26 protein-coding genes are annotated in these 26,055 nt (G+C 66.4%); 20 read left to right on the forward strand and 6 right to left on the reverse strand.

Annotation, left to right across the window (positions count from 1 at the left end; all coding sequences use genetic code 11):
- Positions 1–81: 81 nt before the first annotated feature.
- Both ACZ9YD_RS15190 and ACZ9YD_RS15195 read left to right on the forward strand, forming a co-directional pair.
- Entirely contained in the window at positions 82–951 is an 870-nt protein-coding gene (locus ACZ9YD_RS15190) for a PhzF family phenazine biosynthesis protein (RefSeq protein WP_465076119.1), read from the forward strand.
- Between the two features lie 183 nt (positions 952–1,134).
- Positions 1,135–2,013, forward strand: coding sequence for a PhzF family phenazine biosynthesis protein (locus ACZ9YD_RS15195; protein ID WP_465076120.1), 879 nt, complete (start codon positions 1,135–1,137; stop codon positions 2,011–2,013).
- Positions 2,014–2,108: 95 nt separating this feature from the next.
- On the opposite strand, the gene ACZ9YD_RS15200 is transcribed toward ACZ9YD_RS15195, so the two are convergent.
- Positions 2,109–2,543 (reverse strand): OsmC family protein, encoded by a 435-nt coding sequence (locus ACZ9YD_RS15200; protein WP_465076121.1) that lies wholly within the window; start codon positions 2,541–2,543, stop codon positions 2,109–2,111.
- A gap of 115 nt (positions 2,544–2,658) precedes the next feature.
- Between ACZ9YD_RS15200 and ACZ9YD_RS15205 the strand changes: the two genes are divergently transcribed.
- The 8 genes from ACZ9YD_RS15205 to ACZ9YD_RS15240 all read left to right on the forward strand — a co-directional run bounded on the left by ACZ9YD_RS15205 (position 2,659) and on the right by ACZ9YD_RS15240 (position 7,646).
- Entirely contained in the window at positions 2,659–3,069 is a 411-nt protein-coding gene (locus tag ACZ9YD_RS15205; protein ID WP_465076122.1) for a DUF2784 domain-containing protein, read from the forward strand.
- Positions 3,070–3,202: 133 nt separating this feature from the next.
- On the forward strand, positions 3,203–3,607 hold the full coding sequence (locus ACZ9YD_RS15210) for an HU family DNA-binding protein (protein WP_465076247.1): 405 nt from the start codon (positions 3,203–3,205) through the stop codon (positions 3,605–3,607).
- Between the two features lie 265 nt (positions 3,608–3,872).
- Complete coding sequence (locus ACZ9YD_RS15215) at positions 3,873–4,514, forward strand: tellurite resistance TerB family protein (RefSeq protein ID WP_465076123.1); 642 nt, start codon at positions 3,873–3,875, stop codon at positions 4,512–4,514.
- A gap of 103 nt (positions 4,515–4,617) precedes the next feature.
- A complete protein-coding gene (locus ACZ9YD_RS15220) occupies positions 4,618–5,259 on the forward strand; it encodes a M23 family metallopeptidase (RefSeq protein ID WP_465076124.1) in 642 nt (213 codons plus the stop codon).
- A 42-nt stretch (positions 5,260–5,301) separates the two neighbouring features.
- Complete coding sequence (locus ACZ9YD_RS15225) at positions 5,302–5,847, forward strand: hypothetical protein (RefSeq protein WP_465076125.1); 546 nt, start codon at positions 5,302–5,304, stop codon at positions 5,845–5,847.
- A gap of 37 nt (positions 5,848–5,884) precedes the next feature.
- The gene (locus ACZ9YD_RS15230; RefSeq protein WP_465076126.1) at positions 5,885–6,319 is read left to right on the forward strand and encodes a hypothetical protein; all 435 of its coding nucleotides are present in this window, start codon (positions 5,885–5,887) and stop codon (positions 6,317–6,319) included.
- 66 nt (positions 6,320–6,385) lie between these two features.
- Positions 6,386–6,946 (forward strand): DUF1439 domain-containing protein, encoded by a 561-nt coding sequence (locus ACZ9YD_RS15235; RefSeq protein ID WP_465076127.1) that lies wholly within the window; start codon positions 6,386–6,388, stop codon positions 6,944–6,946.
- A complete protein-coding gene (locus ACZ9YD_RS15240; protein ID WP_465076128.1) occupies positions 6,915–7,646 on the forward strand; it encodes a hypothetical protein in 732 nt (243 codons plus the stop codon). The genes ACZ9YD_RS15235 and ACZ9YD_RS15240 overlap by 32 nt, the downstream gene beginning before the upstream one ends.
- Before the next feature lie 185 nt (positions 7,647–7,831).
- Here the strand turns inward: ACZ9YD_RS15240 and ACZ9YD_RS15245 are convergent, their stop codons facing one another.
- Positions 7,832–8,326 carry an SET domain-containing protein gene (locus ACZ9YD_RS15245; RefSeq protein WP_232134707.1) on the reverse strand — a complete coding sequence of 165 codons (495 nt, stop codon included), beginning with the start codon at positions 8,324–8,326 and terminating at the stop codon, positions 7,832–7,834.
- Between the two features lie 181 nt (positions 8,327–8,507).
- Between ACZ9YD_RS15245 and ACZ9YD_RS15250 the strand changes: the two genes are divergently transcribed.
- The 8 genes from ACZ9YD_RS15250 (at position 8,508) to ACZ9YD_RS15285 (ending at position 17,885) form a co-directional block, all read left to right on the forward strand.
- Positions 8,508–8,975, forward strand: coding sequence for an SUF system Fe-S cluster assembly regulator (locus ACZ9YD_RS15250; RefSeq protein WP_465076129.1), 468 nt, complete (start codon positions 8,508–8,510; stop codon positions 8,973–8,975).
- A gap of 16 nt (positions 8,976–8,991) precedes the next feature.
- On the forward strand, positions 8,992–10,449 hold the full coding sequence (sufB, locus tag ACZ9YD_RS15255) for a Fe-S cluster assembly protein SufB (protein WP_465076130.1): 1,458 nt from the start codon (positions 8,992–8,994) through the stop codon (positions 10,447–10,449).
- A 93-nt stretch (positions 10,450–10,542) separates the two neighbouring features.
- Positions 10,543–11,307: a Fe-S cluster assembly ATPase SufC gene (sufC, locus tag ACZ9YD_RS15260; RefSeq protein WP_465076131.1), complete on the forward strand. Its 765-nt coding sequence runs from the start codon at positions 10,543–10,545 to the stop codon at positions 11,305–11,307.
- A complete protein-coding gene (sufD, locus tag ACZ9YD_RS15265) occupies positions 11,307–12,545 on the forward strand; it encodes a Fe-S cluster assembly protein SufD (RefSeq protein WP_465076132.1) in 1,239 nt (412 codons plus the stop codon). Before sufC ends, sufD begins: the two co-directional genes overlap by 1 nt.
- Entirely contained in the window at positions 12,542–13,825 is a 1,284-nt protein-coding gene (locus ACZ9YD_RS15270; RefSeq protein ID WP_465076133.1) for a cysteine desulfurase, read from the forward strand. Before sufD ends, ACZ9YD_RS15270 begins: the two co-directional genes overlap by 4 nt.
- Before the next feature lie 86 nt (positions 13,826–13,911).
- Positions 13,912–14,451, forward strand: coding sequence for a GNAT family N-acetyltransferase (locus ACZ9YD_RS15275; RefSeq protein ID WP_465076134.1), 540 nt, complete (start codon positions 13,912–13,914; stop codon positions 14,449–14,451).
- A complete protein-coding gene (locus tag ACZ9YD_RS15280) occupies positions 14,448–14,783 on the forward strand; it encodes a non-heme iron oxygenase ferredoxin subunit (protein WP_465076135.1) in 336 nt (111 codons plus the stop codon). Before ACZ9YD_RS15275 ends, ACZ9YD_RS15280 begins: the two co-directional genes overlap by 4 nt.
- A gap of 699 nt (positions 14,784–15,482) precedes the next feature.
- Entirely contained in the window at positions 15,483–17,885 is a 2,403-nt protein-coding gene (locus ACZ9YD_RS15285; RefSeq protein ID WP_465076136.1) for a TonB-dependent receptor domain-containing protein, read from the forward strand.
- 693 nt (positions 17,886–18,578) lie between these two features.
- On the opposite strand, the gene ACZ9YD_RS15290 is transcribed toward ACZ9YD_RS15285, so the two are convergent.
- Both ACZ9YD_RS15290 and ACZ9YD_RS15295 read right to left on the reverse strand, forming a co-directional pair.
- Complete coding sequence (locus tag ACZ9YD_RS15290; RefSeq protein WP_465076137.1) at positions 18,579–19,223, reverse strand: HutD/Ves family protein; 645 nt, start codon at positions 19,221–19,223, stop codon at positions 18,579–18,581.
- 800 nt (positions 19,224–20,023) lie between these two features.
- Entirely contained in the window at positions 20,024–20,383 is a 360-nt protein-coding gene (locus tag ACZ9YD_RS15295) for a ComEA family DNA-binding protein (RefSeq protein WP_465076138.1), read from the reverse strand.
- 207 nt (positions 20,384–20,590) lie between these two features.
- On the opposite strand from ACZ9YD_RS15295, the gene ACZ9YD_RS15300 reads away from it, so the two are divergent.
- Positions 20,591–22,111 (forward strand): M20 family metallopeptidase, encoded by a 1,521-nt coding sequence (locus ACZ9YD_RS15300; RefSeq protein WP_465076139.1) that lies wholly within the window; start codon positions 20,591–20,593, stop codon positions 22,109–22,111.
- Between the two features lie 50 nt (positions 22,112–22,161).
- Here the strand turns inward: ACZ9YD_RS15300 and cysC are convergent, their stop codons facing one another.
- Together cysC and cysD are read right to left on the reverse strand one after the other, a co-directional pair.
- Positions 22,162–23,994: an adenylyl-sulfate kinase gene (cysC, locus tag ACZ9YD_RS15305; protein WP_465076140.1), complete on the reverse strand. Its 1,833-nt coding sequence runs from the start codon at positions 23,992–23,994 to the stop codon at positions 22,162–22,164.
- A complete protein-coding gene (gene cysD / locus ACZ9YD_RS15310; protein ID WP_465076248.1) occupies positions 23,994–24,899 on the reverse strand; it encodes a sulfate adenylyltransferase subunit CysD in 906 nt (301 codons plus the stop codon). The genes cysC and cysD overlap by 1 nt, the downstream gene beginning before the upstream one ends.
- A gap of 157 nt (positions 24,900–25,056) precedes the next feature.
- On the opposite strand from cysD, the gene ACZ9YD_RS15315 reads away from it, so the two are divergent.
- Positions 25,057–26,055 carry a sulfate ABC transporter substrate-binding protein gene (locus ACZ9YD_RS15315; RefSeq protein ID WP_465076141.1) on the forward strand — a complete coding sequence of 333 codons (999 nt, stop codon included), beginning with the start codon at positions 25,057–25,059 and terminating at the stop codon, positions 26,053–26,055.

Consider the following 26,055-nt stretch of genomic DNA (forward strand, 5'->3'; position numbering starts at 1 on the left):
CAGCGCGAAGACCGGCATGCGGTGACAACGCGCGCGATGACAGGCGATTCTAAAGCAACCCCCGCCACACGAGAGGCCCCGATGGATCGTCGTTACCTGCAGTTGGATGTGTTCGCCAACCGGCCCGGCGCCGGTAATCCGCTCGGCGTGGTGGTCGATGCCGACGGGCTCGACACCGCGGCGATGCAGGCCATCGCGAACTGGACGAATCTGTCGGAAACCATCTTCCTCCTGCCGCCCGATGCCGACGCGGACTATCGCGTGCGCATCTTCACCCCACGCCAGGAACTTCCGTTCGCCGGCCATCCCAGCGTCGGCGCGGCCTGGGCGGTGCTGGATCAGCGTCTCGCGACGCCGCGCGCCGGTGCGCTGGTGCAGCAATGCGCAGCCGGTCTGTTGCCGGTACGCATCGACACGCGCGACGGCCACACGCTGCCCAGTGTGCGCGCCCCACGCGCCGTGCACCGCGCGTCCCCTGACGGGATCGAGTCCCTGCTCGATGCCGTGCTCCAGGCGCTCGGCGCGATCAATGCGCCGCATGCGCTGCTCGACAACGGCCCGCGCTGGTGGTGCGTCGATCTTAATACGGCCGCCGCCGTGCGTGCACTCGCGCCGCCACTTAGCGAGATCGCCGCACTATGTCTGGCCAGCGACGCCGTGGGCGTCGCGGTCTGCGGGCGCAGCGAGGCCGCCGACCACGCGCTCGTGGTGCGTGCGTTCTGCCCTGCCGACGGCGTGCCGGAAGATCCGGTGACCGGCAGCGCGAATGCCGCGATCGCCGCGTGGCTGCACATGGATCAGGCCGAGGACGGCCGCGTGGTTCGCTATGTCGCCAGCCAGGGGCGCGAGCTGGGCCGCGATGGTCGTGTCGAAGTCGAAATCGACCCGGCCGGCGAGGTCTGGATCGGCGGCGCGGTGCAGGCCGTCATCCGCGGGACATTCGACTGGTGACAACCTGCGCGAAGTCCTGCTGCGCTTGCCAGCCGGTGCGCGTGCGGTGCTCGGAATGCTCACGTACTACACGTACGCTGCGCTTCCTGCGCGCCGCCACGCGCCGTCTGTCGGCGCTCGCGACGGACTTCGAGCAGGTTCGAGGCGGACCGCTACACTGTCGCGCCGCGTGACGCCCCCGCCATGACTACCCGCCGTTTCGTCCAGGTGGACGTATTCGCCGACCGGCCCGGTGCCGGCAATCCGCTCGCCGTCGTGCTCGATGCCGAAGGCCTCGACGACGCCACGATGCAGGCCATCGCCCGCTGGACGCGTCTGCCCGAGACCACGTTCGTGTTCCCGGCCACGTCCGACGATGCCAGTTTCGGCATCCGCATGTTCTCGCCGCGCCGCGAAGTGCCGTTCGCCGGTCATCCGAGCGTTGGCACCGCGCACGTGGTGCTCGAAGCCGGACTCGCGACGCCACGCGATGGTCTGCTGGTGCAGGACGGCATCGTCGGCAAGCTGCCACTGGAAGTCGTCGGCGACGGCGCCACGCGCACGATCGCCGTGCGCACGCCGCGAGCGTCCGTCATTGAGACCGCATCGGCGGACGATCCGCGTCTGCGCGACGTGCTCGCCGCGATGCCACTCGGCGCGCTGCCGCCGGTACTGATGGATGGCGGTCGCCGCTGGTGGCTGGCCGAGTTCGCGAGCGAGGCCGATCTGCGCGCGGCGACGCCGGACTGGAATGCGATCGGCGCGCTCGCCGAGGCCACCGGCAGCATGGGTCTGTGCGCATTCGCGCGATCCAGTGACCCGGTGCATCACCTCGCGGTGCGCGCCTTCGTCGGTTCGACCGGCCATTTCGAGGATGCCGCTTCGGGCGCCGCGAACGCGACGCTGGCCGCGTGGCTGGCCGATCGCGATGCCCTGCCCGGCAGCGATGGCCGCTACCGCATCAGCCAGGGCCGCGAAGTCGGCCACGACGCGATCATCGAACTGCACGTCGACGGCAACGGCGATGTCTGGTCCGGCGGTCGCGTGCAGACCGTCGTGCGCGGGACGATAGACTGGCGCTGAGCATCACGCGTTGCTGTGCAACGTACGCCGGCAGTACACCGCAGACATGAAAACGCCGCGCCGGTTACCCGACGCGGCGTTGTTCTTTTCCAAACTCAGCTTTCGAGTTCGGCGTCCAGCGACAGCGGCACTGCCGACAGTGCCTTCGACACCGGGCAATTCTGCTTGGCGTCGTCGGCGATCTCGCGGAACTTCGCCGCGTCGATACCCGGCACCTTGGCGCGGGTCTTCAGGCGGATCGAGCTGATCTGCGGACCGCCGTCCATCGACAGGTCGACGTCGGCGCGCGTGTCCAGCGATTCCGGCGGAAAGCCCGCTTCGGTGAGCTTGGCCGACAGCGCCATCGTGAAACAGCCCGCGTGCGCGGCGGCGATCAGCTCTTCGGGATTGGTGCCTTTCTCGTCGCCGAAACGGGTGCCGAACGCGTAGCGCGTATCCGACAGCAGGCCGCTCTGCGGCGTCGACAGCGTGCCCTTGCCGGACTTCAGATCCCCGGTCCAGTGGGCGGTGGCGTGACGGGCGATACCCATATGCATGCTCCTCGAGTGTTGGACCGTGCATGTTGGACCTCCGTCCGTTACGCGCGCGTCCCTGTGATGCGACGCAGCACCTGCACGTCGACGGCGGATGCACGATGATCCGGCCATGACACTCTCGTCCTCCCTCGCCGCCGTCCTCGCCGACGCGGTGCTCGCAGTCCACGTCGGCATCGCGGTATTCGTCGTCGGCATGACGCTCGCGCTGCTGGTCGGCGGCCCACTCGGCTGGCGCTGGGTGCGGCGCCACTGGCTGCGCTGGCTGCACGTCGCGCTGGTCGTGATGATCGCTGTCCAGGCCTGGCTCGGGCGTCTATGCCCGCTGACGATCTGGGAGCAATGGCTGCGTACGCGCGCCGGACAGCAGACCTACGACGAATCCTTCATCGCCTACTGGTTGTCGAACGTGCTGTTTTTTGAGGCGCCGTGGTGGAGTTTCGTCGCCGCCTACAGCGTGCTCGCACTGGTGGTCGCCGGCGCCTGGATCCTGTGGCCGCCACGCCGGCGCACGCCGCGATAGGACCGGGAAACGCAAAAGCCCTGTTTTTTTGCGGTTTCCTATTGGCGCACGTGCCACGATGCCCTACATTCCGCTTGCCGGCTCGCTCGGCCCGGACAACTCAATCATTACTCGACGAGGGAACCACACGCTCATGGCAACGAAGAAGGCCCCCACCAAGAAAGCCCCGGCCAAGAAGGCTGCTGCGCCGAAGAAGGCCGCCGCCGCAAAGCCGGCAGCACCGAAGCCGATCAAGGAAGCCCTGAGCAAGTCGGGCCTGGTCGCACACATCGCCGAATCCACCGGCGTCGTGGCGAAGGACGTGCGCGCAGTGTTCGCAGCGCTCGAAGGCGCCGTGCACGGCTCGATCAGCAAGAAGGGCGCGGGTGCGTTCACCCTCCCCGGCCTGCTGAAGATCACGTCGGTCAGCGTGCCGGCCAAGCCGAAGCGCAAGGGCATCAATCCCTTCACCAAGGAAGAGCAGTGGTTCGCCGCCAAGCCCGCCTCGGTCAAGGTCAAGGTGCGCCCGCTCAAGAAGCTCAAGGACGCCGCCGCCTGATTCCAGGCGCCACGTGTCTTTCGATCGGGACGGCCTTGGCCGTCCCGATTTCGTTTGGGGGATGTGCCGACGGCCTTGGTCGTTCGACTTCACGTCAAGGTGCAAGCGACAGCCCTGATCGTCCCGACAGCTCCGCGCATCCACTTCAGCCGCGGCGTCGAGCGCGTTCTGAAGATTTGAACAGGGACGCGAACCGTGCACATCCGGTGAACGTGCCCCCCTCCATGCTCGACGCCGTTTTCTCCCGACCGATGGATATCGAACGATGAGCTTTCAGGGTTTCCTCAATCATTTGCTGACCTCCCAGAGCGGCGGAAAGCCCGGCGGCAGCCTGCTCAATGCGGATTTCGGCAAGGGCGCGGCCACCGGCGGCGCGCTGGGTCTGCTGCTGGGCAAGAACAAGAAGACCCGCAAAGTCGCGACGTATGGCGGCCTGGCTGCGATCGGCGTCATGGCCTACAAGGCCTACGGCGATTACCAGAAGCAACAGGCCGGCGCGGCCACCGCTGCGCCGCAGACAGTCGATCGTCTGCCCGCGCCACAGGTCGACATCCACAGCCAGGCGATCCTCAAGGCACTGGTGGCGGCCGCTAAAGCCGACGGCCACATCGACGCCCGCGAGCGTGAAGTCATCGAAGGCGAGTTCAAGCGCATCGATGAAGGCGCCGACGTGCAACGCTGGCTGCACGCGGAACTGGAAAAGCCACTGGATCCGGCCGAAGTCGCCAGCGCCGCGACCACGCCTGAGATCGCATCGGAGATGTATCTGGCCAGCGTGCTTGTGGCGGATGAGACCAGCTTCATGGAACGCAGCTATCTCGACGAACTCGCGCGCCAGCTCAAGCTCGCGCCCGAGCTCAAGACACGACTCGAACAGGAAGTGAAGGCGAACGCAGAGGTGCGCTGATCCTGCGATGCGTGTCCGGAACGGCCTGCCTCGTGCAGGCCGTTCTGCGTTGTGACACCCGCCACTGACTCCGGCTTCGCGCACGGTCTGCGACGCTGACACCATGTCCAAGCCCGATCCCACACCCGGTTCCACCCCACCTGCCGCACCGAAACCCGCACGCAAGCCGCGCCGCGATTACACGCCGCAGCTTCGCGCCACGCTGGGTCTCGTGTTCTGGGCCGCATTGTTCGCGGCGGTCGGCTACTGGGCCTGGCACCAGCCGTTCATGGCCAAGCCGCGCGCGATCGCCACGCTGTCTGCCGCACCTGCACCGGAATCGCTGCCGATGCCGGTCGATGGCGTACGTGCCTCGCGCGTCGCCGACACCTACGGCGCGCCGCGTGGACGCGACCGCCAGCACGAAGGCGTCGACATCTTTGCGCCGCGCGGCACGCCGGTGCGCAGCACGACCGAGGGCCTCGTCGTCGGTGTGCGCGAAAGCGGTCTCGGCGGCAAGCAGGTCTGGGTCATGGGTCCTGGCCGCCAGCGCCACTACTACGCGCATCTCGACGGCTTCGCAGATCTGCTCGAGGTCGGCGATCTGGTCCGGCCCGGCGATGCTTTGGGCATCGTCGGCGATACCGGCAATGCGCGCGGTACGCCGCCGCATCTGCATTACGGCGTCTATGCCAGCGATGGCGCGTTCGATCCGCTGCCGCTGCTGCGTGGGCATGCTGCCGACAACGGCGACGCGGCGCGCTAGCATCTGCGTGAGGCCGCGCATGCGGCGCACGGGAAGAACCGGATGTCGCATCGCGCCTGGTGGCTGGTCATCGCGACCATCGTGTTGCTCGGCATCGCCGTGGCGGTGCAGGAAGGCTTGCGTCGCAATGCGGACGACGTGCCAGTTCCAGATGCACCGTCTGCCGCCGCGTTGGAGACGTCCGGCGCATCGCGTGACGTGGCGACTGGTGCCGGGAACGCGGAACTGCGCGCGGCGCACGATGCCGCGATGCAGGACGCCGTCTCGGCAGTGCACGCCTATCTCGCCGCACTATTCAAGGACGACCGCAGCGAAGCCGACGCGTTGTGGATCCACGGCCGTCCCGCATCACAGGGAGAAGCGGACCTGCGCATGCTCGAAAACGTCACCGGCTTACGCGTCGACAACGAAAGACCACAGCCACTCGATGCCACGCCGGTCCCCACCGCGCTTCGCATTCCGGTGCACCTGCGCATCGGCGGACAGGGACCGCTGCGCCGCTACAGCGGGTATTACGATCTGCGCCGCGACGGCAAGACCTGGCGGATCACCGCGGCGTCGATCGATCCGTCACCCGCGCAACGCTAATCTGATCCACGCGACGCGCCTCTTCGGACATCCTCCAATGGACAAACGGTTCTGGATCTGCGGCTTCACGATCTCCGCCACTGCGCTGGCGCTGGGCTTCTTCGTGCACGGCCTGTTGCTGCGCGACGACTATCTCGCCCTCGCCCATCTGTTCCGCCCGCAGACCGATGCGAACACACAGGTCGGCTGGATCCTGCTGGCCTACGTCTCGCTGGGACTGGCGATGACCTGGCTCTACCGCTGGCTGCCGCCGCCCCATCGCAGCAAGCGCTGGCACGGCGCGCGTTTCGGCCTGGCGATCGCGTTGGTGTCATTCGTGCCCTGGCATCTGCTCGCACATGCGGGGCAGCCGTTTCCACTGGCGCTGTCGCTCAAGCAGATCGTCTTCGACGTGATCGCGATGCTGCTGCTCGGACTGCTGCTCGCGTGGCTGCAACCGCACCGCCGGCCGCTGGCGCCCGCGCCGGACTGATGCGCCGCTAATCCCGTATTCACGGCACCTGCGTAGGGTGCGTCCATCGTCGTTCTGGAGCGTGCCATGCGCCGTCCTTTGCATCTGTCCGCGGCTGCCCTGCTGCTGCTCGTCGTCACCGCCTGCACGTCGCTGGGTGTGGTCTCGGCTTGGCTCAACGACCAGGTCGCGTTCACCACGCCGCAGCTGCAGCGCCAGCTCGACACGCGTTTCCCGCGCACGTTCGACAAGCTTGGAGGGCTGGTGTCGGTCACGCTCGACAATCCGCGCCTGACGATTCCGCAGGGCGACCGCCGAGTGCGGCTGGACTTCGATCTCGGCGTTGGCGGTGTGGCCGCGGACGATCGCCCGGGCCGTCTCGCCCTGGTGAGCGGGCTGCGCTACGACCCCGCGACTCGCGGCCTGCATCTCGAAGACCCCGAACTGCTGCAGTTCGATCTGCCCGGCTCCAATGCCCTGCTCAAGGGCGGCGCGCGCGGCATCGTCAACAGCCTGCTGTCGGAGTACGCGCGCAGCGAGCCGGTCTACCGCCTCGACGACGATCTGCTGTCGAAGCTGCCCTCGGGCAAGCGCATCGGCGACGTCGACATCACCGATGGCCGTGTGGTGGTGCACCTTGCGCGCTGACCGCGGCACGGTGCGTCACCTCGCTGCCCTGGCCGTTGCATTCGCGCTGGTGTGCGCACTCGGCGCCTGCGACCGCGATGCGGCACGCGCCGATGGCGCGGCATCCGGTCAGGCGACAGACGGTCCACTGCCACAGCCGCAACAGAACGCGGGCGGCGTCACCGGCCTGAGCGGACAGCCGGGGCCCGGCAACATTCCGCTCGGCGGCGAACAGCCGCTGCCCGAAGCCGGCATCGAGGAAAGCGCGCTGCTGCCACTGGAAGACAATCCGGAAACCGGCCTCACCGGCGTACCGGGCGAAACCGCCGTCGCCGGTCCTGAGCCGACGCCCGAAGAAGCTTCGGCGGTAATCCGCACCTACTACGCCGCGATCAATGCGGTCGACTACGCGCGCGCCTACGCACTGTGGTCCGACGGCGGCCGCGCCAGCGGACAGTCGCCCGAACAGTTCGCGGCCGGCTTCGGCGACACCTCAGTCGTGATGGTCGACATCGGCGCACCGGGCGCGGTCGAAGCCGCCGCCGGTTCGCGTTTCATCGAAGTGCCGGTATCGCTCCGCGCCCAGCAGACCGACGGCAGCAGCCGCCGTTTCGAAGGCCGCTACGTCCTGCGCCGCGCGATGGTCGACGGCGCCAGCGACGCGCAACGCGCATGGCGAATCGCGTCGGCGGATCTGCGGGAAGTGTCTTTGGCGCCGTGACTCTTGAGCCCCTCTCCAGCTGGGAGAGGGGTTGGGGTGAGGGCGCTCTTGATCCCGGGATCAACGTCAAAAAAACAACGCTTCGGTAAAGCCCCGGCCCTCACCCCACCATCGGCATCCGCCGATGGTCCTCCCCTCCCCTGAGGGGGAGGGGCACATGGGTCTTCCGCTACGCGGAAGACCCATCATTTCTTGGGCTGCAGCATCGTGCCGGTGCATTTTTTCGAGCCACACCGGCAGCCCCACAGCTTCTTGAGCGTCGGCGTGTGCCGCTCCGCGAGGGTGATGCCGTAGTTGTAGGCCAGCTCTTCACCGGCGGCGATGTCACGCGTCGCTTCGATAAAGACCTTGTCCTTGTGCCGGCGCTCCTTCGGATCTTCCTGCACCACCGCTTCGCAGTTCGGTGCGCAGCTGTGGTTGATCCAGCGCGCGATGTTGCCGTCCTCGTTCGCGTCGATGACGTAATCGTCGTTGAGCGTGAAGAGGAAGGTGTGGCCGTCCTCGTCGATGTCGCCGTACTGGGAATCGACATCGTCGTGCGTGCGCAGCAGACCCTTGTAGCGGACGATCCGCTCGCCCTTGGCGATGGCCTCGGTCGCGAACACGCCATTGCCGTGGATGCTCGACAGACGCGCCTCGATCTTCTTCGGCGTCTTGGGCTTCTTCGGCGTCTTGGGCATTGCGGATTCCACGGCAGAGTGAGCCCGCATTGTGTCCAACAACCTGTCGAGCCGCCAGCACACCTGCGCCCGGAGGCGACGTTCCGATGAACGTCAGGCGCCTGTCACATTGAGCTGGCGGGGGCAAAAGCGTACAATTTTGGTCCGCTTTCATACGGCGCCACCCGGTCGCCCCACCCCGATGCTCCGTGTCACCAAGCTCACCGATTACGCCACCGTTGTGCTGACCGTGCTTGCTGCACGGCCGGAGACGGTCATGAGTGCGGTCGATCTTGCGGACCAGGCGGGACTCGAGTCGCCGACCGTCAGCAAGCTGCTCAAGCCGCTGGCGCAGGCAGGCCTGGTCGAGGGTTTCCGCGGGGCCAACGGCGGGTACCGGCTGGCACGTCCGGCCGCGGCGATCAGCCTGGTGGAGATCATCGAAGCCATGGAAGGTCCGCTGGCGATGACCGAGTGCAGCCTGCACGACGGGCAGTGCGGCATTTCCGCCAAATGCGGTGTCCGCACCAACTGGTTGCGCATCAACGACGTCGTCGCCAACGCGCTGCGCAGCGTGACGCTGGCGCAGATGCTCGGCGATGCACGCGCCGCCCCCCTTTCCACCGAAGCCGACGCGAAGCGCATCGACGCCCGCCTCGCTTCCGCATAGACAGTAGGCAGCCCCCATGGCCACCGACATCGCAGAACCGATTGCGAACGCAGAAATCCACGAGCAGCTCGGCCGTCGCTACGACGCCGGCTTCGTCACCGATATCGAGTCCGACAGCTTTCCGCCCGGCCTCGACGAGGACGTCGTCCGCGCGTTGTCGGCGAAGAAGGAAGAGCCGCAGTGGATGACCGACTGGCGCCTCGCCGCCTATCGTCACTGGCTGACCATGCCGGTGCCGCACTGGGCGAAGCTGTCGATCGCACCGATCGATTTCCAGTCGGTCAGCTACTACTCCGCGCCCAAGGCCAAGTACGCCTCGCTCGACGACGTGCCCAAGGAACTGCTCGACACCTACGACAAGCTCGGCGTGCCGCTGCATGAGCGCGCGCGTCTGGCCGGCGTCGCCGTGGACGCGGTGTTCGATTCGGTCTCGGTCGGCACGACGTTCAAGAAGGAACTCGCCGAGAAGGGCGTGATCTTCTGTTCGATGTCGGAGGCGATCGCCGAGCATCCGGAACTGGTGAAGCAGTACCTCGGCAGCGTGGTGCCGGTCGGCGACAACTACTTCGCCGCATTGAACTCGGCCGTGTTCTCCGATGGCAGTTTCGTGTTCATTCCCAAGGGCGTGCGTTGCCCGATGGAACTGAGCACCTATTTCCGCATCAACGCCGGCCACACCGGCCAGTTCGAGCGCACGTTGATCATCTGCGAGGACAAGGCCTACGTGTCCTACCTCGAAGGTTGCACCGCGCCGATGCGCGACGAGAACCAGCTGCATGCAGCGGTTGTCGAGCTGGTCGCGCTGGAAGACGCCGAGATCAAGTATTCGACGGTGCAGAACTGGTACCCGGGCGACGAGAACGGCAAGGGCGGCATCTACAACTTCGTGACCAAGCGTGCGGAATGCCGCGGCGATCGCAGCCGCGTGGTCTGGGCGCAGGTCGAGACCGGGTCGGCAATCACCTGGAAGTACCCGTCCTGCGTGCTGCTCGGCGACGACTCGTCCGGCGAGTTCCATTCGGTCGCGCTGACGCACCACCGCCAGCAGGCCGACACCGGCACCAAGATGATCCACGTCGGCAAGCGCACCAAGTCGAAGATCGTCAGCAAGGGCATCAGCGCCGGTCGCGGGCAGAATACCTATCGCGGCCTGGTCAAGATCGGTGCGGGCGCCGAGGGTGCGCGCAACTACACCCAGTGCGATTCGCTGCTGATCGGCAAGCAGTGCGGCGCGCACACCTTCCCGTACATCGAGGTCAAGCACCCCGGTGCGACCGTCGAGCACGAAGCCACCACCTCCAAGATCAGCGACGACCAGCTGTTCTACTGCCGCACGCGCGGCATCAGCGAAGAAGACGCGGTCAGCCTGATCGTCGACGGCTTCTGCAAGCAGGTGTTCCGCGAACTGCCGATGGAGTTCGCCGTCGAGGCCAAGAAGCTGCTCGACGTGTCGCTGGAAGGTTCGGTCGGCTGACACCGCGGCCGGCCCACGGGCCGGCGACGCACCCGTTCTTCGACGCAGCGTCATCGCGCCGGTTCTCTTTCTCTTTTTCGAATACCGACACCCATGCTCAATATCGACAACCTGCACGCCTCCATCAACGAGCGCGAAATCCTCAAGGGCCTTTCGCTGCACGTGAAGCCGGGCGAAGTCCACGCGATCATGGGGCCCAACGGCGCCGGCAAGTCGACGCTGGGCAACCTGCTCGCCGGTCGCGACGGTTACGAGGTCACCGACGGCAGCGTCGCGTTCCAGGGCCAGGATCTGCTGGCGCTCGAACCCGAAGAGCGCGCCGCGGCCGGCGTGTTCCTCGCGTTCCAGTACCCGGTCGAGATTCCAGGCGTGAACAACACCTACTTCCTGCGCAGCGCACTCAATGCGCAGCGCAAGGCGCGTGGTGAGGAGGAACTCGATTCGATGCAGTTCCTCAAGCTGGTGCGCGAGAAGCTGGCCGTGCTGCACCTCGACGACCGCCTGCTGCACCGCGGTGTCAACGAAGGCTTCTCGGGCGGCGAGAAGAAGCGCAACGAGATCTTCCAGCTGGCCGTGCTCGAGCCGAAGCTGGCGATCCTCGACGAGACCGACTCGGGTCTCGACATCGACGCGCTGAAGAACGTCGCCGACGGCGTCAACGCGCTGCGTTCGCCCGACCGCGCCTTTATCGTGATCACCCACTACCAGCGCCTGCTCGACTACATCAAACCCGACGTCGTGCACGTGCTGGCCGATGGCCGCATCGTGCAGACCGGCGGTCCGGAACTCGCGCTGCAGCTCGAAGAGAAGGGCTACGCCTGGATCAAGGATCGCGTCGCGCCGGAGACCGCTGCCTGATGAGTGCCCTGCTCGACTCTCTCGCCGCCGGCTTCGATGGCGACGCCGCCCGTCGCGCGGCCCTCGACGCGACGCTCGCGAGCGGCCTGCCCGGCCCGCGCAGCGAAGCCTGGAAGTACACCTCGCTGCGCGCGCTGGAACGTCGCAGCTTCGTCGCGCCGCAGGACGATGCCGCTGTCGATGCGGATCTGCTGGCCGCGATTCCTGCGCCGCGCCTGGTCTTCGTCAACGGCCGCCTGTCCGCAGCGCTGTCCGATGCGGGCGCCGCCGTCGCCGGCCTGTCGATCGGCATGCTCGCCGATGCCGGCACGCTGCCCGAGATCGACAATCGCGACGACGCCGTGTTCGCCCGTCTTAACGACGCACTCGCCCATGACGGCGCTTCGGTCTCGGTCGATGCCGGCGCCCGCGTCGAGACGCCCGTGCATCTGGTGTTCGTCGGCGCGCCTGCGGAAGGTGATCTCGCCTGGCATCTGCGCCACCACGTCGTGCTCGGTGAAGGCGCGGCGCTGACGCTGGTCGAGCATCATCTCGACACCGGCGCGCACCGCCATCTCGACAACACCATCATCTCGCTGCGCGTCGCCGACCGTGCCGAGCTGCACCACGTGCGTCTGCAGCATCGCGGCATCGGCGCGAACAGTTTCCTGCGCACCGACGCCGAGCTGCAGGCCGCATCGGTCTACACCCGCGTCGATGTCGAGGCCGGCGGCGCGCTGTCGCGCCACGAGCTCGATGTGCGCCTGCTCGGCGACGACGCGCGCCTGACCGCGAACGGCGTGCTGCTGGCCGGTGGCCGCGCGCATGTCGACACGCGCCTGGGCATCCGCCACATCGCGAAGAACACCGCCTGCGAACTCAAGTGGCGCGGCATCGGCGACCAGCGCGGTCGCGTCGTGTTCCATGGCGGCATCACCATCGATGCCGGCGCCGATGGCACCGACGCGCGCCTGTCGAACAAAAACCTGCTGCTGTCGCCCACCGCCGAGATCGATACCCAACCGGTGCTGGTGATCCACGCCGATGAAGTGCAGGCCGCGCATGGCGCGACGGTCGGCCAGCTCGACCCGGGCGCGTTGTTCTATCTGCGTTCGCGCGGTCTGCCGGCATCGGATGCCCAGCGCCTGCTGACCGCCGCGTTCGTGCGCGAGCCGCTGTCGACGATCACCGATCCTGCGCTGCGTGCGCACGCCGAAGCCGGTCTGGATCGCGTGCTGTCCGGACTTGCTCTCGTATGAGCACCACGCTGCCGCCGCTGACGCCGCCGTTCGACGCGCCCAGTGCGCCGGTCGCGCATGACGGCAGCGTCGACTGGGCCGCAGTGCGCGCGGATTTTCCGCTGCTGCTGCGCGAAGTCCACGGCAAGCCGCTGATCTACTTCGACAACGCGAATACCGGCCAGAAGCCGGCGTCGGTGATCGACGCGGTCGACGGCTTCTACCGGCGGCAGAATGCCAACGTCAGCCGCGCGGTGCACCAGCTCGGCACCGAGGCGACCGAGGCCTACGAGGGCACGCGCACGAAACTCGCGCGTTTCCTCAACGTGCGCAGTGACGAACTCGTGCTGTGCAGCGGCACGACGTTCGCGATCAATCTGGTGGCCTGGTCGTGGGCGCTGCCGCGGCTGACAGCCGGCGACACGATCCTCGTCTCGCGCATGGAGCACCACGCCAACATCGTGCCGTGGCAGCTCGTCGCCGAGCGCACGGGCGCGACGGTGCGTGTGGCAGAAATCCTCGAGGACGGCACGCTCGACCTCGACGCGCTGCGCCGCGCGATGACGCCCGACGTCAAGCTGCTGGCGCTGACCCAGGTCTCCAACGTGCTCGGCACGGTGAACCCGGTCCGCGAGATCTGCCGCGAGGCGCGCAAGCGCGGCATCGTCACCGTCATCGACGGCTCGCAGGCCGTGCCGCATCGCCGCGTCGATGTCGCTGCACTCGGCTGCGACTTCTATGCGTTCACCGGCCACAAGATGTGCGGCCCGACCGGCACCGGCGCGCTGTGGGCGCGCCGCGAACATCTGCAGGCCATGCCGCCGTTCCTCGGCGGTGGCGAGATGATCAAGGAAGTCAGCTTCGAGAAAACGGTCTACAACGACCCACCGCACCGCTTCGAAGCCGGCACACCGAACATCGCGGGCTTCGTTGGTCTCGGCGCCGCGGTCGACTATCTCGACCGGCTCGGCATGGACCACGTCGAACGCCGCGAGGCCGAACTGCTCGCGCATCTGACCGAATCGCTGCAGGAGATCGACGGCCTGCGCATTTTCGGCACCGCGCCGGACAAGGCCGCGGTCGTGGCGTTCCTGATCGAAGGCGCGCACGCGCACGATCTCGCCACGTTGCTGGATCTCGAAGGCGTGGCGATCCGCTCCGGCCAGCACTGCGCGCATCCGCTGCTGCAGTTCTACGGCGTCGCCGCCACGTGCCGCGCATCCCCCGCGTTCTACAACACGCACGAGGAAGTCGACGCCTTCGTCGCCGCCCTGCGCAAGGTGCGCACTCTTCTCGTTTGAGTTTGCGCCTGCATCACCGTGCAACCACGCGCGCAAGCGCGCGGCCATCGCGGGATAATGGCAGCGTCACGACTTCAGCCGCCGCCATGTCCGCTCCCGTGTTCCGTACCGCCACGCCCGTCGATGTCCCCGCACTCGTCACGCTGGTGACGTCCGCGTATCGCGGCGAATCCAGCCGCAGCGGCTGGACCACCGAGGCCGACCTGCTCGATGGCGCGCGTATCGATCCCGACGTGCTGGCGCACGACATCGCCCGCGCCGACAGCCGCGTCGTCGTGATCGATGGCGACGACGGACGCCCGCTCGCCTGCGCGCATGTCGCGATCGAGGATGGCGTCGGCTACTTCGGGATGTTCGCGGTCGATCCCACGCTGCAGGGCCGCGGCACCGGCGACGCGCTGCTGCGCGAGTGCGAACGCATCGCCCGCGTCGAATGGCGCCTGCCCGCCATGCGCATGACCGTCATCGACGTGCGCGATGCGCTGATCGCGTTCTACGTGCGCCGCGGCTATCGCCGCACCGGCGTGCACAAGCCGTTTCCCTACGGCGACACCCGCTTCGGCAGTCCGCGCCGCGATGATCTGCGCTTCGAAGTGCTGGAGAAAACCTTCGGAGTCGCACCATGAGCGAGACCTGGACATTCGTGTGCGCCACCGGCGAGCTGTTGCCGGGCGAGATGCGCACCACCTTCGACGAGATCACCAGCGTGCCGATCATCGTCTTCAATCTCGACGGCGATCTGTACGCCCTCGAGGACCAGTGCAGCCACGAGGATTTCGGCCTGTCGAGCGGCGGTGCGTTCGACGCGGCGACGGGCTCGATCGAGTGCGTCCTGCACGGCGCGAAGTTCGACGTGCGCGACGGTCGCGCCCTGTGCGCGCCTGCGTACGAACCGGTGGCGAAGTTTCCGACCAAGATCGAGCATGGCGGCGTCTGGACCCGCGACGACCGCGATTGAGGCGCGCTGGGCAGCAAAGCGAACGACTCGTACGCGTCAGCCTGCGCTAACCGGAACCGTTAACATTTGATGTCGAGAATCATTCTCGGTTAAGATCCCGTGATTGGGCGAGGGTGCCCGCAGGGGAAGCAGGCGTGCCGCAGGGCATCCGATCACTGACAGAACAGGTCGGCGCACGTGTCCGCCCGGGTGCCGATGGCATGCGTGCAGTGGCGCTCGGTCTGCTGTTTCTGTTGCTGTGGGCGGCCACCCTGGGGCCGGCCGCGATGACAGTGACGCAGCCCAGCGGCGTGTCCGCGAAGAGCGTCCATATCGAACATGGCGGCGAGACGCCGCCCACGCCGGACACTACGCCGTCCTTATCGTCGATCCGGACGATATCCCGTCTACAGCTGCCTGCTGCCGACTCCGCATTCGCCGTCACCGCGATGCCGGGCCAGCCTGCATCGCGACGCCGACGGCTCGCGCGTCGTCTTCGACAGGTAGTTGCCACGCCCCGTCACGGACCGCCGCGCCGCCAGCACCGCGGCCGCGCGCCGCCCCGCTGATTCCGGATACCGCCGGCCTGTGCCGGCGACCCGCATCGCGCATGCCCGTCACCGGGCGTGACGCGCTGCGGCCTGTCGCATGTCCGCATGCGCACCCCACTCCGGCCAGCCGACGCCACGCCGCGTTTCGATACCGTCCAACGAGACCTCCATGACCCGTTTCCCGATCCGTCGTCCGCTCGCCATCGCCCTGCTCGGCCTGCTGTCCGCGCCCGCCTTCGCCGATAACGCGACTGCCAATCCGGCCACCGACTTCGACACCATCGTCGTCACCGCCGCCGGATTCGAGCAGAAGCTCACCGATGCGCCGGCGAGCATCAGCGTCATCACCCAAGAAGACCTGACCAAGCGTCCGTACATGACGTTGCTGGACGCGGTGCGCGACATCGAAGGCATCGACGTCGGCGAGACGCGCGACAAGACCGGACAGGGTTCGATCTCGATGCGCGGCATGGGCTCGGACTACACGCTGATCCTCGTGGACGGCAAGCGGCAGAACAATCACGGCGACATCTACCCGAACAACTTCGGCGGCAACCAGTTCAACCACATCCCGCCGCTGGATGCGATCGAGCGCATCGAAGTCATCCGCGGCCCCGCGTCCACGCTGTACGGCGCCGACGCGATGGGCGGCGTCATCAACATCATCACCAAGAAGGTGCTCGACGCGTGGCACGGCTCGGCAACGGTGAGCCGTTCGTTCGAGGACAACGAGTTCGGCGACGACACCACGGTCGATGCCTTCGTGACCGGTCCGCTGATTCCTGGCGTACTGAACCTCAGCGCGCGCGCCAGCTGGTATGACCGCGACGCGTCCAACCCGGTCTATGCGCCGATCACCGATCCTGCGGGCGTCGAACGCACGCGACCGCTGGGCTTCGGCGGCGGCGGCAAGACCGTCGACAACACCAACAAGGCCGGCGGCATCACGCTGGCCTGGATGCCGACCGAGAACCAGAGTCTGACGCTGGACTACGACACCTCGCGCCAGGAATACGACAACGCGATCAAGATCAACGACCAGGGCGTCGAGGAATATCCGGTCGGCACAGTCGACAACATCAACAGCATCTTTTCCGCCGGCAACTTCTGCCTCGGCGCCGCTGGCGCGAACGCGAACGCGTGCGGCGCCAATGGCGGTACCTGGGCGCGCCGCGCGAACCCACGCGTGGGCTATGGCGCGGTGCAGGAATTCACCCGCGATGCGTGGTCGCTGACCCACGAAGGCCGCTGGGAGTTCGGCAACAGCTTCGTCTCGCTGTCACACGTGGCCACCAACAACGACGGCCGGACCATGCCCTTTACGGTCGCCGAGCGCGCCGAGCTGCTGCGGATGATCGACGGCACCGGTCCCTACGCCGGCCTGTCGCTGGCCGAACGTCGCGACCTCGCGGAATCGACCTTCCTGCCGCGTCCCAAGCGCACGCTCGAAAGCGCGCAGTACACGCTCGATGCCAAGCTCGACATCCCGTTTCAGCTCGCCGGCGAACACATCGCCGTACTCGGCGCGCAGGTGATCCAGGGCGAACTGACCGACGGCATTTTCGGCATCGAGAGCGGCACGCCGGGCCTGAAGCAGGAACACAACATGTACTCGCTGTTCGCCGAGGACACCTGGACCATCACCGAACCCTTCGCACTCACCGCCGGGCTGCGTTGGGACGATCATGAGGTATTCGGCAATCACCTGAGCCCGCGCCTGTATGGCGTGTACACCGTGAGCCCGCAGTGGACGGTCAAGGGCGGCGTCAGCACCGGCTTCAAGACGCCCAAGACCACCCAGCTCTATGACGGCGTGACCGGCTTCGGCGCGCAGGGCACCTCGCCGATGTTCGGCAACCCGGACCTGCAGCCCGAGACCAGCACCAGCAGCGAACTGGCGGTCTACTGGCAGAGCCCGGACGGCCACAACTTCAACCTGACCCTGTTCCACAACGAGTTCGAGGACAAGATCGCATCCCAGTCCTGCGGACCCGGCACGACGCTCACCTGCACCAGCGCAGGCGAGTACGCCGACATCGGCTACGCGTCGAGCAGCAAGACGGTGAACATCGACAAGGTGGTGATCCAGGGCGCCGAAGTCGCCGGTCGCTGGCAGATCAGCGAGGCGTTCGGCTTCCGCGCGAACTACACCTTCACCGACAGCGAGCAGAAGAGCGGCAGCGAAGCAGGCCTTCCACTCGGCAACAGTGCGCGCCACATGGCCAATGCCACGCTGGACTGGCGGGCGAGCGAGCGCTTCAACCTGTTCCTGACCGCGGAAGCCCGCTCGGAGCGTTATCGGGGCCTGCACGCCATCACCAGCGAAGTGCTGACGTACAAGGACTACGAAGTGCTGCACCTCGGCGCGTCGTTCAAGCTCAACGAATCGGTGACCCTCAACGGGCGCATCAACAACCTGCTCGATCGGGATTTCACGACCTACGACACCGAGTTCCGCGACCTCGACGGCACCCCGGGCTTCGACGGCACCAACGAAATCCTCTACTACGACCACTACAACAACAAGGACAAGGCACGCGGCCTCTGGCTGAGCGTCAACGTCCGCTTCTGAGTGATTCCAGGCCACGGCGCCCTGCACGGGCGCCGGGCTTGCAGGATTGGACACTAAGCGCCCGCTCCGTCGATCCGGAGCGGGCTTTTTTCGTCTCGCGCGCCGTGGGGCTAATACGGGGAGTCGTGGCGACAACGGGGAGTTCGGCTCGAAAGAACGAAAGCAGACGCCCGCCCGCTTGATCCGGAACGGGCGTTCCCCTGCACGACGCCGCTCAGCTTTTCTGATCAAAACGCACCGGCAAGGCGAAAGGCAATCGCGTCGTCGAGCCCACTGCGAGCGCGTACATCGCCGAGAAGCCTCTTCTTCGCTTCGGGCGCTCCGAGCGCGCGCGTCGCCAATAGGGCTTTCTTCGCTTCGGTACCGCGAGCGCTTGCGTCTCCGATAAGCGTCTTCTTCGCGACGGTTACGCTGTGACCGGAACGCCCACGGATATCCGAGTACAGCTCAATGGACTCAAGGCGCAGTCGCCTACCTTTCCCAGCTTCCGGACCTTCGCCAGAACGTCCGAAGCTTTCGTCGCGGCAGCAGTCGACACAAGAATTCAATGCCCCTCTCCCTCCAGGAGAGGGGTTGGGGTGAGGGCCGAAGATCGCAGACCTGCAGCAGCTCGCGAATTAACCGGTAACGCAGATCGGAAAGCATCGAGATCAGCAACCGCCACCCGTGGTAGTGCGCAGCTGGGCAGCGCCCCTACACCTGCAAATCCGGAGATCGAATCGGCGAAAGCGCGACAGTCTGAAACCGGGTCAACACCACTTCCCCACCACCGTCCAGCACGTAGCGACACCGCTTGTCTGGTGCGCGCAGCACGAGCGTGTCGCCACGTTCGAGCAACCTTGCATCGCGCGCAACGAGTCGCGCATGACCCGCCAGCACGTGCACCAGCCAGCAGTCGCCGGGATCGACGAACACGACCATCGTGCCGACCAGAGGTCGGCGCCAAGTCGATGCGTCCACGTGGTCCGGATGCCACATCAGATTGAACGCACTCACGCCCGACCCAGCTGGTTCACCCTGTAACGCGCGGTCGCCGGAGAACCGGAGCCGCGCATGCGGTGGCTGCAGATCCGACACCTCACCATCGTCGAAGCGCAACGTCAGCCCATCGCCGGTCAGCAACATCAGCTCACGCGCGACACCCTCGAACCGGGAGAACGTCGCGACCTGTTCGATCTCCGCGATCGACAACCGCCACAGCCACGCCGCCCCCTCGGCGCCCGGCTCGACGTGAATCTCCTTCGTCCACCCCAGATCATTGCGCCAGCGGATGCGCCGCGCATCGTGCGCATCGATCCGCTGTACAGAAGACAGTTGGCCGTCAGACATGTCGCTCATGCCGCCAGTCTAAAACTTCAGGCCTGCCAACTCCTCAGCAACTTGGCGCCAGCGTTCACGCCCGACCTGCCGCTGGTCAGACTCCGGACAAAACAGCTTTGTGTAAAGAAGACACCGCTGCGTTCTCCACAGCACCGCCTTGCCCTCGGCCTGAAGCGTCACGCGCAGGCGCGCATCACTGCCATCGCGGTCAGCGCTTCATCGTCAGGTCGGCGCACTGCGCGCGCCAGGCCGCTCGCGCTGACTCGCGGCTCACGCGGCGACCCCGCCCACTGACGGCACAAACCATCCAGTGACCAGCGGCACGCGTCCATGCACGGCACAGCCAGAGGCCAGTCCCGACTTGATTTCGTGGCCTGCGTTCGATGTGCCCTGACGGAGCGATTAACTCGCGACGGCGTGCGACAGACACGCGAACACAATCGAGGACTAGCTACCCGTCAACGGCGTGATGATCGAGTGCTGCCGCTCCGTCGATGCCAGATGGCCGACTTGTTTGCGCTAAACGCGTCATCTCAGAATGCAGGCGCGCGCAGCCTTCTGTCGACCGAGCCCGCACGCACGCGGCGGCGCTGTCGCGCATCGGTGTTTCACTTCGCGCGTTCCTCAAGCTTTCTCAGCGATGCCGATCCCGGAGCGTTCCAGAACCTGCTCGCCCAAAACAGGGTCGCCCGCTTCGCATCCAATGCGAGGCGGGCGACGGTTACGTCCCTGTAGCGGCATCCTGCCGGTCCCGTGGAGCGTCCTGCTCCTCGCCTGACGCCGGCACTCCCTGTGCCAACGTCAGCGATGGGGAAAAGTCAGCGCAGTTGCGCTGCCCCCTTGTTCCCGGCTGCGGCAGGCGGAGTTGCTGCCCGCGTCACGCCTGTCTGCGATCCGGCGGCGCCCAGCTCGATGCGATCCGCATTCTGCTCCACAGTCCGCAAGCCGATGCCTTTCACCTGCGCCAATTGCTCGGCGCTTCGAAACGGACCGTTTTCATCCCTGTAGACCACGATGGCTTCCGCCTTGGCCTGTCCCACGTTATGCAGCACGCGTGCCAGCGTGGCTGCATCCGCGGCGTTGATGTTGACCTTCTCCACGCTTTCGTTTGCGAATGCGGCACCTGCCAACAGCAGTGACAGGCACAGCGACGCAAGCACGGCTCGGATCGACTTCATGTCCTAACTCCTTGGTATTGGGTGGATTCCATTCCCGACTGGCGATTCATTCGTCCTTGCCGGTACTGCCAGTCTTCCCAACACCACGCAGACAGAGTATCCGCGGCACCGCTGGGCCGTAGCCAGCCGAACGCCCGAGCCGTTGTAGGAAAATTCCTACACGTGGGTCCGCGATAGAATGGGGTTTTACGCACACTGGAAACCCGAATGGACAGCAGCCAGACCGACCGTTTCGTCGGCGCCAAGTGGGACTACGAGATCGTCCCCCAGCTCGTCGAGTACATCCGGATCCCGAACAAATCACCGATGTTCGACGCCGACTGGGTCGCCAACGGCCATATGGAACGCGCGGTCGAACTGATGTCGGGCTGGGCCCAGGCCCAGTCGATCCCCGGCATGGTGCTGGACGTGGTCCGCCTCGAAGGTCGTACCCCGCTGATCTTCATTGAAATCCCGGCCGCCAATGGCGGCAGCGATGACGACTGCGTGCTGCTCTACGGCCATCTCGACAAGCAGCCGGAGATGACCGGATGGGACGACGACCTCGGTCCGTGGAAGCCGGTGCTGCGCGACGGCAAGCTCTATGGCCGCGGTGGCGCCGATGACGGCTATGCGATCTACGGTTCGCTGACCGCGATCCTGGCACTGCACGAGCAGGGCCTGCCGCACGCGCGCTGCGTGGTGCTGATCGAAGCCTGCGAGGAATCAGGCAGCTACGACCTCCCCGCCTACGTCGACCATCTCGCCGATCGCATCGGCAAGCCGTCGCTGGTTGTGTGTCTGGACTCGGGCTGCGGCAACTACGACCAGCTGTGGTGCACGACCTCGCTGCGCGGCCTCGCCGGCGGCAACCTGACGGTCAAGGTGCTCGACGAAGGCGTGCATTCGGGCGATGCGTCCGGCGTCGTGCCGTCGAGCTTCCGTCTACTGCGCCAGCTGCTGTCGCGGATCGAGGACGAAGTGACCGGCCGCATCCTGGTTGACGGCCTGCATGCCGACATTCCAGCCGAACGCCTCGAGCAGGCACGCCGCGCGGCTGAGGTGCTCGACACCGCGATCTACGACAAATTTCCGCTGACCGCCGCGCTGCAGCCGATGTTCCCGAAGCGTGCAGACGGCCAGGTGTCGGAGGATCTCTCGGAACTGGTGCTCAACCGCACCTGGCGTCCTGCACTTTCGGTCACCGGCGTCGACGGTATTCCGTCGCTGCAGTCGGCCGGCAACGTGCTGCGTCCGCATACGGCGGTGAAGCTGTCGTTGCGTCTGCCGCCGACCGTCGACGGCAAGCGCGCCGGTGAACTCCTGCAGGAAGTGCTGCTGGCCGATCCGCCGAACGGTGCGACCGTGACATTGGTGCTGGAGAAGGCCGCGACCGGCTGGAATGCGCCGGCGATGTCGCCGTGGCTCACGCAGGCGATCGACGACGCCAGCCAGGCGTTCTTCGACAAGCCGGCGATGTACATGGGCGAAGGCGGCTCGATCCCGTTCATGGGCATGCTCGGCGAGAAGTTCCCCGGCGCGCAGTTCATGATCACCGGCGTGCTGGGCCCGCACTCCAACGCGCACGGCCCCAACGAGTTCCTGCATATCGAGATGGGCAAGCGCGTCACCAGTTGCGTCGCGCGCGTGATCACCGAGCATCACCACGCCGGCCAGCGCGGCGAGACCACTGGCGCGGCGGTCGTCGCCGATAGCGGCACACGACACGGCGACCACGGCTGCTGCTGAGGTGAGCGAGGGCCGGCATGTCAGCCGGCCCTATTGTCGAAGCAAGTGCTTCATCCGGTTCTAGCCAGATAGTCGATCACCTGTGTCGCCAGTGTTGCGGTGTCATTCCGCACGGTGTCCAGCACCAGCTCCGCAGCGTCCGGTGCCTCGTAAGGCGCGTCGATTCCGGTGAAGTTCGGTAACTCTCCACGACGCGCTTTCGCATAGAGGCCTTTGGGGTCGCGCCGCTCCGCTTCAGCGAGCGGCGTATAGACGAAGACTTCGACGAAATCGCCTGCGTCGAACAGCGCGCGTGCCGCTGCACGCTCCGCGCGGTAGGGCGAAATAAAGCTCACGAGCACCATCAACCCGGCGTCGGTCATCAGCCTGGCGACTTCGGACACCCGCCGGAGATTCTCGACGCGATCGGCCTCGGTGAATCCGAGATCGCGGTTGAGTCCCTGCCGCACGTTGTCGCCATCCAGCAGATACGTATGCACGCCGCGTGCGTGCAGCGCACGCTCGACCTGGTTGGCGATGGTCGATTTACCTGCACCGGAAAGGCCGGTGAACCAGATGCAGCGTGGGCGCTGGCCCTTCATGGCCGCACGTGCCGCACGACCGATATCGAGCGCCTGCCAATGCAGGTTATCCGCGCGCCGCAGCCCATGCCGGATCATGCCTGCGCCAAGTGTGGTGTGGCTGACCGGATCCACCAGCATGAAGGCGCCGAGTACGCGCGTATCGGCATACGGCGCAAAGACGATCGGTGCATCCAGCGCGAGCGTCACGCGGCCGATGTCGTTAGCTGCGAGCTGTTTGTCCGCGAGTGGCTGCAGCGATGCCGGATCGAGCCGGTATTTGAGTTCGCCAATGCGCGTGCCCGTGACCCTTCCTGCGCTCCGGCACTGATAGCGCCGCCCAGGCACAAGCGGCGCGGTGCCGAACCAGAACACGTCGGCGACAAACTGGTCGCCGTGCGACACAGGAGAATTCTCGGGCACCAGTACAGCACCGCGCGCGGCATCGATCTCGTCAGCGAACCGGACAGCCACCGCATCACCATCGACTGCGCAATCGGCCAACTCGCCTGCCACACGCAGCGCGGACACAGCCGCGATCGCGCCTTCAGGCGCAACCCGCAGCCGCGTGCCGATCTGCAATGCTCCGCCACGCCATGTGCCGACGTACCAGCGTGTTCCGTCTGTTTCTCGCAGCAGCATCTGCACCGGCAGACCATCGAGTGTCGTGCGGGGCGGCATCGACTGCAGCGCCTCGAGTGCCTCCAGCACTGTCGAACCTTCATGCCAGACGAGGCGCGGTGAACGCGCGGAGACGTTGTCGCCGTCGGCTGCCGCAACGGGCACAGCCTGCACCGAATCGATGCCCAGAAGCGAAGCATGCGCGCGGTACTTCGCTTCGATCGCATCGAACGGCGCACGTGCGAATGCGACCCGATCCATCTTGTTGACCGCCAGAACGACATGGCGCACGCCGAGCAGTGCGGCGATTGCTGTGTGCCGGAGCGTCTGCGGCAACAGTTCTTTCTCCGCGTCCACGAGCAGCACCATTGCATCGGCGGTCGAAGCACCGGTCGCCATGTTGCGTGTGTACTCGACGTGGCCCGGGCAATCCGCGATCAGAAAGCGTCCGCGTGGCGTTCGCAGATGCCGCCAGGCGACATCGATGGTGATGCCCTGCTCGCGCTCTGCAGCCAGTCCGTCGAGGAGCAGCGCGTAATCCGGCGACCCGCCGCGTGTGCCGTGCAGGGTGCTCGCATCTGCGAGCGCGGCCAGTTCGTCGTCTGGTACGTTGCCGGCAGCCAGCAGCAAGCGACCGATCAGCGTGCTCTTGCCGTCGTCGACGCTGCCGCAGGCGACGACGCGCAGCATGCGCTTGTCCATCAGAAGTAACCCTCGCGTTTCTTCGCTTCCATCGAAGCACCCTCGGTGCGGTCGATTGCACGGCCGGCGCGCTCGGAATGTCGCCCGTCTTCCATCTCGGCGAGAATCTCATCGATGTCGGTCGCCGAGGACTGCACAGCCCCGGTCAGGGGATAGCAGCCGAGCGTGCGGAAGCGAACCCTGCGCAGGTGTGGCTGTTCGCCAGGGCGCAGCGCGTACCGATCATCGTCGACGACGATCAGCATGCCGTCGCGTTCGACCACTGGGCGTTCAGCGGCGAAGTACAGCGGCACGACCGCAATCCGTTCCTGTCGGATGTAACGCCAGACATCGCGCTCGGTCCAGTTCGACAATGGAAAGACGCGGACGCTCTCGCCGGTGCCCACCTTCGGGTTGTAGAGATCCCAGAGCTCCGGGCGTTGACGTCTCGGATCCCAGCGCTGGGCATCATCCCGGACCGAGAACACCCGCTCCTTGGCCCGCGACTTCTCCTCATCGCGTCGGGCGCCCCCGATGGCAGCATCGTAGCCGCCAGCAGAGAGCGCCTGCTTCAAAGCCTGGGTTTTCATGACATCGGTATGCACTACCGCGCCGTGGCTCAGCGGCCCCACCCCATCACGGATGCCCTCGGAGTTGACATGCACGCGCAATTCGAGCCCCGTCTCGGCGATGCGACGGTCACGGAACGCGATCATCTCGCGGAACTTCCAACGCGTGTCCACGTGCAAAAGCGGGATCGGCGCGCGTGCCGGCGAGAAGGCCTTTAGCAGCAGATGCAGCAACACCGAACTATCCTTGCCGATCGAGTACAGCAGCACCGGGCGCCTGCACTCGGCGGCGACCTCGCGCAGGATGTGGATGCTCTCGGCCTCGAGGCCTGCGAGATCATCGTCCACCATCCGCATATGCCACTCCCGTGAGCCCGAACGCATGATTGTGGCGTCGCGCTCCCGATGCGGCAACGCCGTGTTGCATGTGCGGCACCCCAAGAGAGCTGTCTGTGGATGCGTCGGCGTAAGCATGGCGGTAAGGTCGATACTCACCCCTCCGCTGGAATCGGCCATGTTCCGAGCACTGTCATGTCTGCTGCTCCTGGTCGTCCTTTTACCGGCACTTGCGGAGGACCTCGTCCTCCGCAACGCGTCCTACGACCCGACGCGCGAGTTCTACGTCGACTACAACCGCATGTTCGCCGCCGATTGGCGCCAGCGGGGCGGCGGGCATGTCGAGGTGCTGCAGACCCATGCCGGTTCCGGCGCGCAGGCCGACGCGGTGATCGCTGGTGAGTCTGCGGATGTGGTGACCTTGGCGCTCGCGGCCGACGTGGACCGAATCGCATCTGCAGGATTGCTTGACGTCGACTGGCGAGACCGGTTGCCGCACGACAGCGTGCCGTACACGTCGACCGTGGTGTTCCTTGTACGCAAGGGCAATCCGAAGCACATCGCCGACTGGGACGATCTGGTCGCCGACGTCGCGGTGGTCACTGCAGATCCGAAGACGTCCGGTGTCGCACGCTGGAGCTATCTCGCGGCGTGGACCTGGGCGGCGCAAACGTATCGGGATGGCCGACGGGTCGTGGATTACATGCGCGGGCTCTACGCCAACGTGCCGGTGCTCGACCGCGGCGCGCGTGGCGCCCGCGATACATTCGTCGAGCGCGATGTCGGCGACGTGCTGCTGACCTGGGAGGACGAGGCATTGCGCGTGCTGGCCGATGCGCAGACCAGCCAGGCATTCGAGATCGTCTATCCCAGCATCAGCATCCGCGCCGAACCGGTGGTCGCAGTCGTCGACCGCAATGCCGATGCACATGGCGTGCGCGCGATGGCCGACGCCTACGTCTCAGCGTTGTACACGCCGGCCGCGCAGCGGCTGGCCACACAGCACCATTTCCGCCCTATCCTGCGCGAAGGCGTACCGGCGTCGCAGTTGGCGCGCTTCCGTCCGCTGACCTTGGTCACCGTCGACAACGCATTCGGCGGTTGGCCGAAGGCGCAGGCCACACACTTCGCCGATGGCGGCCTTTACGACCACATCCGAACCGCACCGACGCGCTGA

Source organism: Luteimonas sp. AC640a, from assembly GCF_979256585.1.

What these genes read in the sequence shown, in the direction of transcription:
- ACZ9YD_RS15190 (WP_465076119.1), top strand. Translation starts at nt 82, where the DNA reads ATGGATCGTCGTTACCTGCAGTTGGATGTGTTCGCCAACCGGCCCGGC.
- ACZ9YD_RS15195 (WP_465076120.1), top strand. Translation starts at nt 1,135, where the DNA reads ATGACTACCCGCCGTTTCGTCCAGGTGGACGTATTCGCCGACCGGCCC.
- ACZ9YD_RS15200 (WP_465076121.1), bottom strand. Translation starts at nt 2,543, where the DNA reads ATGGGTATCGCCCGTCACGCCACCGCCCACTGGACCGGGGATCTGAAG.
- ACZ9YD_RS15205 (WP_465076122.1), top strand. Translation starts at nt 2,659, where the DNA reads ATGACACTCTCGTCCTCCCTCGCCGCCGTCCTCGCCGACGCGGTGCTC.
- ACZ9YD_RS15210 (WP_465076247.1), top strand. Translation starts at nt 3,203, where the DNA reads ATGGCAACGAAGAAGGCCCCCACCAAGAAAGCCCCGGCCAAGAAGGCT.
- ACZ9YD_RS15215 (WP_465076123.1), top strand. Translation starts at nt 3,873, where the DNA reads ATGAGCTTTCAGGGTTTCCTCAATCATTTGCTGACCTCCCAGAGCGGC.
- ACZ9YD_RS15220 (WP_465076124.1), top strand. Translation starts at nt 4,618, where the DNA reads ATGTCCAAGCCCGATCCCACACCCGGTTCCACCCCACCTGCCGCACCG.
- ACZ9YD_RS15225 (WP_465076125.1), top strand. Translation starts at nt 5,302, where the DNA reads ATGTCGCATCGCGCCTGGTGGCTGGTCATCGCGACCATCGTGTTGCTC.
- ACZ9YD_RS15230 (WP_465076126.1), top strand. Translation starts at nt 5,885, where the DNA reads ATGGACAAACGGTTCTGGATCTGCGGCTTCACGATCTCCGCCACTGCG.
- ACZ9YD_RS15235 (WP_465076127.1), top strand. Translation starts at nt 6,386, where the DNA reads ATGCGCCGTCCTTTGCATCTGTCCGCGGCTGCCCTGCTGCTGCTCGTC.
- ACZ9YD_RS15240 (WP_465076128.1), top strand. Translation starts at nt 6,915, where the DNA reads ATGGCCGTGTGGTGGTGCACCTTGCGCGCTGACCGCGGCACGGTGCGT.
- ACZ9YD_RS15245 (WP_232134707.1), bottom strand. Translation starts at nt 8,326, where the DNA reads ATGCCCAAGACGCCGAAGAAGCCCAAGACGCCGAAGAAGATCGAGGCG.
- ACZ9YD_RS15250 (WP_465076129.1), top strand. Translation starts at nt 8,508, where the DNA reads ATGCTCCGTGTCACCAAGCTCACCGATTACGCCACCGTTGTGCTGACC.
- sufB (WP_465076130.1), top strand. Translation starts at nt 8,992, where the DNA reads ATGGCCACCGACATCGCAGAACCGATTGCGAACGCAGAAATCCACGAG.
- sufC (WP_465076131.1), top strand. Translation starts at nt 10,543, where the DNA reads ATGCTCAATATCGACAACCTGCACGCCTCCATCAACGAGCGCGAAATC.
- sufD (WP_465076132.1), top strand. Translation starts at nt 11,307, where the DNA reads ATGAGTGCCCTGCTCGACTCTCTCGCCGCCGGCTTCGATGGCGACGCC.
- ACZ9YD_RS15270 (WP_465076133.1), top strand. Translation starts at nt 12,542, where the DNA reads ATGAGCACCACGCTGCCGCCGCTGACGCCGCCGTTCGACGCGCCCAGT.
- ACZ9YD_RS15275 (WP_465076134.1), top strand. Translation starts at nt 13,912, where the DNA reads ATGTCCGCTCCCGTGTTCCGTACCGCCACGCCCGTCGATGTCCCCGCA.
- ACZ9YD_RS15280 (WP_465076135.1), top strand. Translation starts at nt 14,448, where the DNA reads ATGAGCGAGACCTGGACATTCGTGTGCGCCACCGGCGAGCTGTTGCCG.
- ACZ9YD_RS15285 (WP_465076136.1), top strand. Translation starts at nt 15,483, where the DNA reads ATGACCCGTTTCCCGATCCGTCGTCCGCTCGCCATCGCCCTGCTCGGC.
- ACZ9YD_RS15290 (WP_465076137.1), bottom strand. Translation starts at nt 19,223, where the DNA reads ATGAGCGACATGTCTGACGGCCAACTGTCTTCTGTACAGCGGATCGAT.
- ACZ9YD_RS15295 (WP_465076138.1), bottom strand. Translation starts at nt 20,383, where the DNA reads ATGAAGTCGATCCGAGCCGTGCTTGCGTCGCTGTGCCTGTCACTGCTG.
- ACZ9YD_RS15300 (WP_465076139.1), top strand. Translation starts at nt 20,591, where the DNA reads ATGGACAGCAGCCAGACCGACCGTTTCGTCGGCGCCAAGTGGGACTAC.
- cysC (WP_465076140.1), bottom strand. Translation starts at nt 23,994, where the DNA reads ATGGACAAGCGCATGCTGCGCGTCGTCGCCTGCGGCAGCGTCGACGAC.
- cysD (WP_465076248.1), bottom strand. Translation starts at nt 24,899, where the DNA reads ATGCGGATGGTGGACGATGATCTCGCAGGCCTCGAGGCCGAGAGCATC.
- ACZ9YD_RS15315 (WP_465076141.1), top strand. Translation starts at nt 25,057, where the DNA reads ATGTTCCGAGCACTGTCATGTCTGCTGCTCCTGGTCGTCCTTTTACCG.